The organism is Bacteroidales bacterium (assembly GCA_023229505.1).
Taxonomy (GTDB): Bacteria; Bacteroidota; Bacteroidia; order Bacteroidales; family JAGOPY01; genus JAGOPY01.
In genome coordinates, this window is record JALNZD010000003.1 from 100910 (window position 1) to 114548 (window position 13639).

8 protein-coding genes are annotated in these 13639 nt (G+C 45.7%); all 8 read right to left on the bottom strand.

Going from position 1 to position 13639, the window contains the following annotated elements:
- Positions 1 to 8 precede the first annotated feature (8 nt).
- Positions 9 to 596 carry a DNA-3-methyladenine glycosylase gene (locus tag M0Q51_01915; GenBank protein ID MCK9398734.1) on the bottom strand — a complete coding sequence of 196 codons (588 nt, stop codon included), beginning with the start codon at positions 594 to 596 and terminating at the stop codon, positions 9 to 11.
- 81 nt (positions 597 to 677) lie between these two features.
- Complete coding sequence (locus tag M0Q51_01920; GenBank protein MCK9398735.1) at positions 678 to 2603, bottom strand: RecQ family ATP-dependent DNA helicase; 1926 nt, start codon at positions 2601 to 2603, stop codon at positions 678 to 680.
- Between the two features lie 61 nt (positions 2604 to 2664).
- Complete coding sequence (locus M0Q51_01925; GenBank protein MCK9398736.1) at positions 2665 to 4230, bottom strand: citrate lyase subunit alpha; 1566 nt, start codon at positions 4228 to 4230, stop codon at positions 2665 to 2667.
- A complete protein-coding gene (locus M0Q51_01930; protein MCK9398737.1) occupies positions 4227 to 5450 on the bottom strand; it encodes an aldolase/citrate lyase family protein in 1224 nt (407 codons plus the stop codon). Before M0Q51_01930 ends, M0Q51_01925 begins: the two co-directional genes overlap by 4 nt.
- Positions 5451 to 5575: 125 nt before the next feature.
- Positions 5576 to 6034 (bottom strand): endonuclease domain-containing protein, encoded by a 459-nt coding sequence (locus M0Q51_01935; GenBank protein ID MCK9398738.1) that lies wholly within the window; start codon positions 6032 to 6034, stop codon positions 5576 to 5578.
- Between the two features lie 229 nt (positions 6035 to 6263).
- Entirely contained in the window at positions 6264 to 7811 is a 1548-nt protein-coding gene (locus M0Q51_01940; GenBank protein ID MCK9398739.1) for a RagB/SusD family nutrient uptake outer membrane protein, read from the bottom strand.
- A 12-nt stretch (positions 7812 to 7823) separates the two neighbouring features.
- Positions 7824 to 10919, bottom strand: a complete 3096-nt coding sequence (locus M0Q51_01945; protein ID MCK9398740.1) for a TonB-dependent receptor — start codon at positions 10917 to 10919, stop codon at positions 7824 to 7826.
- 247 nt (positions 10920 to 11166) lie between these two features.
- Positions 11167 to 13632: a hypothetical protein gene (locus M0Q51_01950; GenBank protein ID MCK9398741.1), complete on the bottom strand. Its 2466-nt coding sequence runs from the start codon at positions 13630 to 13632 to the stop codon at positions 11167 to 11169.
- Between the last annotated feature and the right edge of the window lie 7 nt (positions 13633 to 13639).

The window sequence follows — 13639 nt, forward strand, 5'->3', positions numbered from 1 at the left end:
GGTTTTTTTTATAGTTTAATCCTCTCTTCAGGTATCCAAAACCGGTAAGGCAATAAGGCATCTTTCCCGGCATAATCCACCCCAATCCTTGTCCCTGTCAGGATATCGTCATTCAATACCAATCCACGGTCCTCCAGCCAGATTTCATCTCCCGACAAATCAATGCCGGAATGAGAATAATGAATTCCAAGTATTTTTGATACTTTCCCGGGGCCCGATCCGGATCCCCGGTTTAAATTGAGCTTTCCCGTCCTTTTCTTCATCATATCCAATCCTTCCAACGGGTAAATCCCCCTGATGAGAACAGCATGCGGGATATCCTGTTTATTGGTCACTATGTTGAATAAGGAATGCATGCCATAGCATAGATAAACATAAGCCACACCACCGGTGGAATACATCACTTCTGTCCGGGTTGTCCGCCTTCCGTTGAAAGCATGCGAAGCACGGTCGGTAACACCTTCATAAGCTTCGGTTTCAATGATGATCCCGGCAGTAATCTTACCGTTAAACTTTGTAAAAACCACCTTTCCGATCAGCTCCCTCGCTATCTGAACAACATCCTGCCTAATATAAAATGATCTGTCAAGCTTCATAGTAAATACTTAACTATAATTGAAATTTGAAATTAGAAATTTGGGATTTGAAACCATTTCCTAATTTCCAATTTCTATTTTCTATATTTTCAGCCTGAATTGCTTGCGCCAGGTATACCGCATCTGATCGTCCTTTATCACTGCGCCTTTGTCTTCGAGCCACCGGATCACCAGCAGCATATGCGCTTCCCCGTATGAGCCTGCATCAAATACCAGTTCGGGTAAAGTCATAGGTTTCTGCTGAAGCAGTTCTTTTACCTTGTGCCTGATCTGGTTGAACTCGATTTCATTCAGGTTCATTTTGTTACGTTCGAGGCAGACATCGCATCGTCCGCAACGCGTTGCACCGGTCTCTCCAAAATATTTTAAAAGCATCAGGCTGCGGCAATATTCATCTGACGTGATATACTCCATCACTGCTTCCATGCGGATCGTAGCAAAGCGTTTGCGTTCGTGATAATTTTCAGGAGAAATCTGAAGGTTCTTCATATCAAGTCTTTCAACCGGAAAAATGATCTGTGGCTTTCCCGGCCGTTTTGCATAACTAAGTATACCTGCTTTCTGAAGTTTCTGAAGGTTTGATACCACTTCCTCTTCTTTAATACCGGCCCGTTTCGACAACTCCGATTCATTTACCTGCACAAAATCGGTAAAAACACCAGAATACGACCTGAGCAGCAGCTTAATAAAGGGATCCAATGTTTTGTTCTCAACCTGGAAACGATAGATATCTTCCCGGCTTGATTCAAAATGGATGCGGGAAGGGCTCTCCATTGATTCGTTCATCAAAATATAACCTTCTCTTTCCAGGAAGCGGAGGGCATTAAAGACTATAACGGGGTTGAAGTTGTAATTCCGGCTAAATGCGTAAATCTCAAAGTCAAAGCTTTCGTCTTTGCCGCTACCCACAGGCAGTTGAAGATAATTCCCCAGGGCCTGGTAAATCTCCTTGATCTTTTCGACCGGCGGAAATTCCCTTTCAAGGTTTTCCTGTAAACGGGCAAGATCGGCCTGCTGGAATAAGGTTACCGCGTAAGCCCGCTTTTCATCTCTGCCGACCCGGCCGGCCTCCTGGAAATAAGCCTCCAGGCTATCTGGCAGATCAATATGCACCACCAGCCTGACATTGGGTTTGTCGATGCCCATGCCAAAAGCATTGGTGGCTACCATGATCCTGCTCTCGTCCTTTATCCATGCATCCTGCCTCCTGTTCCTGGAAGAAACATCCAGCCCTGCATGATAGAAGTCAGCTTTGATGCCATTTTTCTGGAGAAAAATGGCAGTTTCAACCGTTTTCTTCCGGTTCCTGGCATAAATAATTCCCGGTCCGGCTATCTTCTTTAAAATCCTGAGCAGGCGCCCGTTCTTGTCTTCCTCCTTAATAACCACATAGGTAAGGTTCTTTCTCTCAAAGCTTTTCCGGAAGACATTTTCCGTTTTGAACCCCAGGTTTTTCTGTATGTCGGTGATTACGCCCGTTGTGGCTGTGGCAGTGAGGGCCAGGACAGGCACATCCGGGATAAACTTCCGGATTTCAGCAATCTGAAGGTAAGGCGGGCGGAAATCATAACCCCATTGAGAAATGCAATGGGCTTCGTCGACGGCAAGCAAGTTGACTTTCAGCTTGCGGATGATCTGCTGGAACTGATCTGTCTTCAGGCGTTCCGGTGAAAGATAAAGAAATTTCACATCGCCATAAACACAATTATCGAAAGCGATCTGTATTTCGTTCCGGTGCATACCGGAATATACCGCTACAGCTTTGATGCTTTTTTTTTTCAGGTTTTCCACCTGGTCTTTCATGAGTGCGATCAACGGGGTGATCACCAGGCAAACGCCATCCAGGGCCATTGCCGGTACCTGGAAACAGACCGATTTCCCGCCGCCGGTCGGCAGCAGGGCCAGGGTATCCTTGCCATCCAGCACCGACTGAATGATCTCTTCCTGCATCGGCCGGAAGGTGGAAAACCCCCAATATCGGATCAGAATGTTCCGGATGTTGGTCAATGATCTCCTTAACTCCTAATAAATTTAAACTACTATCTTACAGTCTTACCGTCCTATAGTCTTACTTTATTATCACCTTCCTCACCGAATCTATCACGGTGCCGTCCACCCACTTGATCACGGCGACCACTTCGTCCCCAAGTTCAGGTTTGGCGGGCTTGCCACATATCTTCTCCGATTCATCCTTGAGTTGCCCGATGCTTTTCAGCGGCAGGCCAGCGTCTTTTACCTTATCGATCAAATCTTGTCTAAGGGGATTAACGGCAATACCTCTTTCAGTCACGATCACATCGACCAGTTCACCCGGTCCGCAAAGGGTGGTCACTTCATCGCGGATGACCGGGATACGGTCGCGGAAAAGCGGGATCGGCAGGATGGTGCATTTGGAGAACAGGCAGTTTTGCCAGCCGCCAATGCCGTGCAGCAGGTAACCATCGGAATGGGTCACCACGTTGGCGTTGAAATTCAGGTCGACTTCCGTTGCGCCCAGTATCACCACATCCACAAGGGAAGCGAAGTTTCCTTTGCCGTGATAATTATAGCTGGTAAACGGGCTGGTATTGACATGGTTGGGATTTTCCCGCATTGAACGGACACCTTCCATATCGAATGTCTGGCCGTCGAGGATATAATCCACCAGGCCTTCTTCGAGCATTTTGACAGGGTACTTGTTGCTGCCGGCACGGATAAAACGGGCTTTGGCGCCCCGTTCTTTCAGCATCTGGCTGAAATAGATACCGATCGAAAGGGCTGTTCCGCCCGACCCGGCCTGGTAAGAAAAGCCATCCTTTACAATGCCGGCGGCATCGCAGAATTTCGCGGTCAGCTCGGCCAGCAAAAGCCGGTCGGGGCTGCGAGTGATCTGTGTGGTTCCGGAAACGATTTTCTCAGAAATACCGACTTTATCCACTACGACAACATAATCGACATAATTTCCATGGATCTGCCATGGAATGCAGGGAAACGGGACCAGGTTATCAGTGACTACAATGACCTTATCGGCATATTGCGAGTCGGCCAGGGCAAAACCGAGCAAGCCACACGCGGCCGGTCCGTTCACACCGTTTGCATTGCCAAAAGGATCTGCTGTGGGAGCGGCAATGACGGCAATATCGATTTGTACTTCTCCATCCTGAACAGCCTGGTAGCGGCCGCCATGTGACCTTAATACACCAAGGCCCTGCATCTTTCCTTCAGAGCAAAACCGGCCGAGCGGACCGTTCATGCTGCCTTCAATACGGTTGATTGTTCCATCTTCCAGGTATTTGATCAGGGGTTCATGACAGGGGAAAGAAGCAGATGGAAACCACCGGAGGTTTTTAATGCCAAGTTCGTGGGCAATGTTAAAGATCTCGTTTCCAACCAGGTCTCCATCACGGAAATGATGATGGGTGGAGATGGTCATGCCGTCGCGGAGACCGGCCCGGATAAGCGCTTCTTTCAGGTTTGACAAAACTTTATTGCCATCAGCCGGAAAATTGGCACAACTGGAAATTCTTGGCCCGAATTTGCGCCCGTCGGGTATATGTTTTCCTATTCCTTTATAGGCAATATGCTGTTCGCCGTTAATCTCCAATGGCACAACCCTTCCGGCCGCATTGGTCACAAGGTTATCGTACTTTTTCATAGTTCTCCCCTCCAGTTTCTTGATAGTTTTCCGGTTGCTACGGCCAGGTCAATCACCTTCAATGCCCGTTTGACCACCGGCGGGTCAATCATTTTAGTGCCGAGAGAAACCACACCCAATCCTTTTTCCGTAGCCTCCTGGAATGCAATGTAAATTTTCTTTGCTTTTTCGACTTCGGCATCTTCTGGAGCATAATTCTCGTGGATGACGGCTATCTGACGTGGATGAATACAGCCCATGCCGTTGAAACCAAGCGCTTTGGAACGCAGGATGGTCCGCTTCAGGGCTTCCATGTCGCCGACATCGGAGAATACCGAGTCGATTGCCTGTATCCCTGCAGCTTTACAGGCTACTACAAGCTTCATGCGAGCAAATAATGACTCAGTGCCTTCCTCGGTACGAAGTGTGCCCAGATCGGCTGTATAATCTTCCAGGCCTATGGCCATGGCGACGATATTGTCAGCCGAAAAAGCAATATCGTAACAATAAACGACCCCTTTGGCACTCTCGATGATCGGCATCAGCCAAACCTTTCCTTTTATATTCTTACTTTTCTGAATCTCACCGATTTTTTCATTGACCTGCCTGATCTGATCCGGAGATTCACACTTTGGCAGCAGTATCAGGTTAACATTGTGCGGGATGACATATTCCAGATCTTCTAAACCCACAGGGAGCTGGTTGATCCTCACCATTCGCTCTGCACCGTAAAAATCAATGCTCCTCAATGCATTCCTTATCAGAAAACAGGCTTCAAACTTCTTTTCAACTGCCACGGCATCTTCGAGATCGAGAATAATTCCGTCAGGACGATGTATACCGGCATTGATCATGAGTTTTGGAGAATTTCCCGGCAGGTAAAGTCTTGAAAAACGGTTTCTCTCTTTTTCGGTCTGATACTGGTTTTCAGGTAAAAATACTGTCAGGTATTCTTTATCCGTTCTGATCAGTTTCTTTATCGCAGCTTCCAAACGGGCGGCAATAATAAAATCGAGCGAACCGGAGTCCTCGATGAGCACGCGGGCATGCTGAATGCCGAAAAAGGCAAGCACTTCTTCGGCCAGCTTTCTGATGGCCGCTCCATACAGTGCCTGAACCCTGCTGTCGATGGTAAGCTGAATACCACCTTTTTCGGTAAGTTCCATGGTCACCTGGCAGTCGGACCGGACATCCTTGCCCTTATTCCCAACCGTTACCGTCTTTTGATCCAATACATCCATATCTATCGTTTAGTTTTATGATCTGATTTTAAAAGAATTGAATTTCAGTCGATTAATAAATTCTGTTATTTGATTAACAGCAGTTCAAAATTATAATAAAACCGGGAAAAGCCAAAGGAATGGCCTTAAATAATTCTAATCAGCCCCCATCCCCTGGCCCCTTCCCCCACTCGGGGGAAGGGGATACTTAGTTTAAATTGTTCAAGTTCTGATTCAATCTTTTTTATTACACTTTCAATGTTTTTCAAGACTGCTGCATTCTTAAACCGTAATTCCATTAATCCTAAGCTTCTTAAGATTTTAGTCCTTTCAACATCCCTCTCTTTCTGATAAGCCTCTTCGTGCACATCACCATCAATTTCAATGACAAGCATGGCCTCATAACAGAAGAAATCCACCACAAATTCGCGGATAGGATGCTGTCTTCTGAACCGGAAACCCGCTACTTGTCGGTTTCTCAGTTTATTCCAAAGAATTTTCTCAGTATCTGTCATGGTTTTACGAAGATCAGCTGCTATCAGCAATAATTCCGGCGTAGCACCGAAATAAATCGGATATTCATCCCTCCCCCTCAGCTTTACCATGGCATCCCTTTATTGAGCGAAGTTAGTGAGAATCTGCTTATTTTTTAAATATCCTATATATGCTAAATGTGCAATGCTCAATGAAAAATGAAAAATGACTCCGCTCCCCTTCCCCCGGATGGGGGAAGGGTCAGGGATGGGGGCCGAACCGGGAAAAGCCAAAGGAATGGCCTTAAATAATTCTGACTGGTAATTTCATTCGCCGTTTGTCGAAGAGAATTAAGGGATCTTAGGGATTTATCGCCTGGTTTGCATCTATCTCCGCTTGTGGAATCGGGAAATAGCGTTTGGCTTCGTAGTTGAAATCCGGCCCAAGCGCTGCTTCTGCAACAGTTTTTCCCCAGCGCATAAGGTCGAAATAGCGATGAAACTCCTGGGCCAGTTCAACCCTTCGCTCTTTTCGGATGGCAGTCATGAGCAGGTTATAATCCGGGGTAGTGATATCTGCAAGCAGGTCAGCGGGCGGAGTCCCGTTAAAACTTGCCCGGGCACGCTGTCTCACTTTATTGAGGTTTGCCCTGGCCGAATCAACATTGTCATTTTCATTGAAAGCTTCTGCCTTCATCAGCAAAAGATCGGCATAACGCAGGTAAATGTAGTTGAGGTCGCCGTCGCCTTTGAGCGACGAAGAAACTTCGGAAAGCGGCTGCTGGTGTTTTTTGGTGAGGTATCCGGTGGGGGACCAGGTGGCGCTGAAAATATCCCCGTTCAGCCAGGGTTGGCCATCGCGGCCAACAGATGCATCGAGGCGCGGGTCAACTTCGCCGGTAGCGCTTTTCTCAAAAGCATCAACCAGGCTTTGCGTCGGTGCATTGAAATAATACCCACCTTCTGCTGCAGGTGCAAACCATTGATTCAAGCCATTTCCGGTCATAGGATTCTGGCCCGTCAGGTGTTGAATCCCGAAAATGGATTCAATGCTGTTTTCGTATGCCAGCTTGAAGTTATCGGCATAGTCAGGCAACAGACTGTATATCCCGAGGGCTTCAACCTGCTGAAAGTATCCGATTGCGTCTGCCCATTTTTGCTGATACAAATTGACCTTCCCCAGCATAGCCAAAGCCGCGCCGTGGGTAATACGGCCTTGGTCCGTTGAACTGAAAGAAACAGGTAGATCAGCGGCCGCGTCCGACAGGTCTTTTTCAATCTGAAGATAAATGTCAGATACTTCGCTCAGCGGCACATGGATGGTCTCCTGGGTAAGTTGGGGAAGCAGTTTAAGAGGGACCTTTCCAAAAATATTCACCAGGTTAAAGTAGCTATATGCCCGGATAAATTTGGCTTCTCCGATGATCCTGTTCTTCAGTGCCTCATCCATTGTTACTGCAGGAACATTGGCTATTACATTGTTGGCGCGGGCAATGGCTTCATAGGAATGACTCCAGTAATTGCTGATAATCCCATTGTTGGCATCGGTATTGAATTCATCAATATACGTAATTTCTGACTGATCTCCGGGATTACCGCCTTTTACCGCATCGTCGGAAGCGATATCTCCAAACACCCACACAGCATTGTTAAAGCTCCTGAAAGTTATGGCATTATATACCCCGTTCAGCGCTTGAATGGCCTGTTTGTCATTTTGGTAAAAAGTGTCTGAAGAAAATTCTCCTTTGAGGTCTTCGGTTAAAAATTTGGTACAGGCGCAGAGGATGGTCATGGTAAAAACCATCAGAAGGACAGCCGTCTGAAGCTTCAGGCTTCTGTTTCCGGTGACCTTTACATTCATTAGCTGATGCCTGAAAGTGTCTGATTTATTGTTAGCGATTCTTTTCATAGCCCGATGTGATTAAAATGTGATGTCTAGTCCAAACATTAAAGTTATCGCCGAGGGATAGGTTCCCCAGTCGATACCGGAGGAGCGGTCGCCTTCGTTTTTTGAGTTGTCGCTTACGGTCATTTCAGGGTCAAGGCCTGAATATTTGGTCAGTGTATACAGGTTAGTACCCGACACATATAACCTTACCTGAGATAAACCGGTAATCTTGAGTGTTTTCTCAGGAATGGTATAACCGAGCTGCAGGTTCTTCAGCCTCAGGTACGAGCCATCCTCTAGGAAACGTGACGAAGGCCTGGCGTTGTTTGATTTGGAAGTCCACGATGCCCTGGGCTGAGTGTCGGATGTACCTTCACCGGTCCAGCGTTCATCAAAATAGTGCTGTGTAACGGTAAATCCGCGGTAAAATCCTTCAATATCCTGGTTTACCTGTACATAGATCTTATTGCCGTATGCCCCCTGGAAGAACACGCTTAAATCGAAGTTTTTATAATTGGCTGCCAGGTTGATCCCTGCCATCAGTTTCGGGATGGCACTACCCAGGTACACTCTGTCGTTGTTGTCGATACGCCCATCACTATTCTGATCTTTGTATTTTACATCGCCGGGTTTAATGTTGTTTCCCTGGAAGGCTGAAAGTAAAACTTCGGTTTCATTCTGGAATATGCCTTCCATTTCGAGCAGGTAGAATGATCCGATGGGATGCCCTACTTCAGTCCTGGTGGCATAAATTCCTGTCTCAACCAGTCCACCAAAAATCGGGGCGTCCAATTTGAGTACTTCGTTGTGCAGGTAGGTAATGTTACCGCCAATGGAGTAGCCCCATTCGTGCTTCGTCTGACGGTAAATGGCTTCAAATTCAACCCCCGAATTTAATATCGACCCGCTGTTGATCCAGGCGGTTTCGGCATAACCGACCGATGGAGGATTGGGCGCTTTTACCAGCATGTCTTCCGTAACTTTATAAAAGTAATCGAGTGAAAATGCAAATGCACCTTTCCAAAGCTCAGCATCCACGCCTGCATTATATTGATAGCTGGTTTCCCACTTCAGGTCGTTGTTCCCGAGAGCAGTTTGTGCATAACCCCCATTGGATACCCCGCCGAAAGGATAGTTGAAATAGGGAGAAATCCTGTCGCTATACGCATAAAGACCTATCTCCTGGTTTCCGACGGCGCCATAGCCTACACGAAGTTTGAGATTCTCGAGCCAGGAAACATCCTGAAGGAAGTTTTCCTGTTTCAGCACCCAACCGGCTGAAAGAGAGTAGAAGGTTCCCCATTTGTTTTTCCCGGTAAACCTTGAGGAACCATCACGACGTAAGGTTCCCGACAGATAATATTTTCCTTTGAAATCATAGTTAACCCTGCCGAACAATGATGCCAGCGTCGAAGCATAAGCACTCTGGGCGCTGATCTTAATTCCGAGTCCGTTACCTATAAAGATAAGTTCTTCCTGCTCGATAGGGAAATTCATATCGCTGGCATACAGAGCTTTTCCGCTATTCTTAATAGCCTCAAACCCCAGCAATGCCGAAAGGGTATGCGATTCCCCGAACTTGGTTTCATAATTAAGCAGGTTATTCACGGTCCAATTGACGATACGTTCATTGCTGATACTCAGACTGTTCGGTGAACCAATGCGGTTGAAGGTACCCCAGGTTGGGTCGAAACGGCGGCTGAAAGAATTACGATAATCCATCCCGAAGTTGGTTGTAAATTTCAGCTTTTTGGTCAGATTGGCAGTGAAATAGGCTTTGCCAAGATAACTGTCATCTTTGCGGTTGTTGTCGTTATGAGCGGTCATGCCTATGGGATTATATCCATCACCGAGGAATGAATCATAAACCTGGCGTCCGAAGTATTCGGCAGGGCGGTCAACATAGGTACCGTCTTCAAACCGTATGGGAATGGCAGGATTACGGAAGAAAGCATATCTTATCACGCTTCCGCCGTTACCGCCATATCCGTCACCTGAACTTCCTATGATATCATTACTTGAAATCCCCGCCAGCATACTCAGCCCGACAGTAAGCCATTTATTCACGTTCGTATTCACATCAAGCCTCGCAGTTCCGCGGGTGTAGCCGGTGCTCTTTATAATACCCTTTTGGTCGAAAAACGAGCTGGAGATCATATAATTGGTCGATTCATTCCCTCCTGAAATGGAGAGTTCGTGGGAATTGACCGGTGCTGTTTGGAACAGTTCTTTTACATAGTCCACATCAGCGAACCCTGCGGCATCTTCGGGAGTGATAAGGTCACGATGCGGCACATCCCCTGTGATGTAAGCATTGTCGTTGGTAGCGGCTTCGTTATAGATGGTGATATAATCGCTTGTATTTACCATTTTGGTGAGCCTGGTAGCTTTCTGAAAACCTGTCTGTCCGCGATAGGTGACCTTGGTTTCACCTTTAGTGCCTTTTTTGGTGGTAATAAGCACAACCCCGTTATTGGCGCGGGAACCATATATAGCGGCTGCCGACGCATCTTTGAGTACCGTGATATTTTCGATATCCCCGGGCGAAAGAATTTTGAGCGCATCCGACGTGGGGATACCGTCAACGATATAGAGCGGATCGTTGCTCGAACTGATGGAGCCGGCGCCACGGATGCGAACTGAGACTCCTTCGCCGGGAGCACCGGTATTTTGTGTCACCTGAACTCCGGCTACCCGGCCCTGCAAAGCCTGATCAACCCCTGCCACCGGCAACCTGGTGAGTTCTTCATTATTTACCCTGGAAACTGCCCCCAATACATTGCGCTTCTTGGCAGTTCCATATCCAATCACCACCAGTTCATCCAGCAAGTACTGCTCGGGATAAAGCTTAACATCAATCACGGTGCGGCTGCCCGGGATTTGCTCCACCATTGTGTATCCGACGAAAGAGTATACAATTACGGATGAAGCAGTCAATTGATCCGATACCAGTAAGTACTTTCCGTTGATGTCTGTAATGGTACCCGAAGTGGTTCCTTTAATTTGAACCGTCACGCCAATCAGGGTTTCGCCGGATTTGGCATCAGTAACTGTCCCTTCAACCGATTGCTGTGCAAACAGCGATACGGCTACCGAAAGCATCAATACAAGCAGTATCAGTCTTTTCATTTTATCAATTATTGAAAGATTTCACAATTATACGACTTTTCAGGTTATTTATATGCTATTATTACATCGCCGGCTTTAACTTAAAACCTATGTCCGCCCCGTTCCTGATCTTGTCCGGTATAGTACAAATATAATGAATTACAGGCAAAATTCAGCGATTCACGGTAAAAATTCATCTAATTGCAGAACATTTACTTTTTAGAAATGCAATCGATTGCGGCGTGAAGCAGTTCTCTTTTTGCTTTTATTATTTATAATCAGGATCCATTTCAGGTGTACGTAAGCCTGCCACTTCATCTGCCATAAGTATGAAAACATTCCAGCACAATCCTCTGGTAGATGGCCACCAGCTATCTGTTGTGGTCCATTTTGTAGGCGTAAATTCTTTACTGAATGGCCATTTGGGGTTAAGGTAAATCTCTGCCCACACCCTGTTCTCCATCAACATGTTTGCTTTCTTCCAGCCGTGTTTTAATCCTGCTACATAAGCGCAATACTCCGCCCTGAACCAACTGCCGCCATTGTAATAAAACCCATCACTTTTGCCGTTGCTGTAATTTTCTTCGCCAAATTTTTCAAAAGGCTGATAATCTCCGGTGAGATAGGCAAATCCTTTTGTATCCTTTGTTAACCTCACGCAGATGGGAGCAGTAGTACCATATTCTGGATGAGGTGAGTTGGTTACTTTGTTTAGAACGGGTATCTGATCCAAATGATTTTTTACCATTTCATCCGTTAGCATTGGCCTGTTAAATAACCATAAGGAAAAGAATTCCGGTTCCAGGTCAGTAAGGGTAATGATATCGGGAAAATTCCGGTCGAACAGTAAATGTTTTCTTTCTGCATCATAAAAATTTTGATATTCATTTTCAGCCTTTTGGATATATGCTTCTGAAATATCAAAACCCAATTCTTTTATGGTTCTTAATGCGATGGCCAGCATGCCCTGGTTAACGCCCAGCCGGTCTGTTTTAGGATTAAAATCAACAATATCCACCTGGCTCAAAGAAAAATGTGCTTTGCATTTTCCATCTCTGTCGGCATCAAATTCGTTCAATACATAATCTACAGCTTTTTTAATTTTTTCCTGCGGAAGTGTAACGCCGAAACGACGTTTGTTCATCATCGCCCAGATCAGCCATTCGATGGTGGCTTCATTGTCCTTTGCCTCTACCGAACCCATAAGCGGTGTGATAATAGTGCCAATACCGCCTTCGGGCGTTTGTGTTTTGCCCCATTGTTCCCAGATGGCCAGGTTCAACTCTTTATTGTAAGTGGCAACAGTAGAAAAAAAAGAATCCCTGTTGTACATATCCGGTGCATAATTCATATTGGGCACATTAAACGGTGTAAAATCGTTTACATCTGTGATCCAGGTAAGCATATTGAAATTGGCATACAACATTTTTTCTATCAACGATCCTTCGAAACCTTTCCCTTCGGCTAACCGTGACTGTGAGGAGATCATAAATTGCTGATGCGATTTCCATGGTTCGACAAAAACATAGGTGGTTTTCTCCACTTTTTCGCCAAGTGGAAGCAGGTTGTACGGTTCTTGCTGAGGTTCGTGTTCTACAAATTGCAGATCTTTTATCTGTAGATTACATTCTTTTCCTGACTGCGTACCAATAAACATGGATACGCTATCATTTTCAATATAAGGCACTAATATGCTTCCTTTAAAAAGCGTCCATTCATTTTCTACCGCAGGAAAGTTATCGATGTACTTGACCCCATCTTCCAGTTCAATGGTTTTTTGCCCGTTCTTGACTCTGAAAAGTTTTAATGCCACTGGTGTATTCCCTTTGCACAAAAAAGAAATGGTGTATACGCCCTGATCTTTAAATGGTGCAATAAATTCTATCCCGGCCCTGCCTCCCGGATGGCCGGTTATTGAAATAAGACCGTTTTCTTTCTCCACTTCTGCATTGCCTTCTTTCTGATATGCAGTAGTCGTTTTTAATATGGTTTCTGCACCGGCATCAAGGTTGTACATTTCACCAAATGTTTGTCTGATGTAATGATTTTTTTCTGCTCTTTCTGATAAACTGGCAACAGAAAATAAATTAGGATCAGGCAATTTGCGCATGCCTACAAATCCACCTCCAAGTCCGCTAAAACGGCGACGCGTATTTCTTGTAAACTGATTTATATAACCGGCGTCTGTTAAAAAACCGACTACATTGTTATCAGTGGTAACAAAACCTGCTGCAGGAAACATTTCATGTACAAAGCCACCGGGAAAACTATCGTATTCAAATGTTACATATCGCTGTGGTTTTTCCGCAGGCCTGGCTGTTTGTTGCAATATATAATACATGCCCGGCATGGATGGCTGAAACAACTCAACCGTCTTTTTTATGATATTAGCATTAACAACCTGGTAAGTTATAGTAACAGAGAGATTGGCATCAAACTCTTTTACGTACGAATCTCTTTTTAAGGTGATGCTCTTTTCATTACCTGTCCATTCCTGGCCTTTCCATTGCTGCATGTTTGCAATGGTACTCAAATCAAGATTAAACATTTGCAGGGAGAATTCTTCCGTATTGGTAACCACCAATTGATTGCCATTGTATATATCAACATGAAAACCTGCCTGATCATCACCTGCAACTTTAAGAGAAAGTTGTTGACTGAAGGCGAATGAATAGTTTAATAAAGTAAACAGGCAAAGAAAAAATACCGGTAACTTGTTTTTACAATGTAACATATGAAGC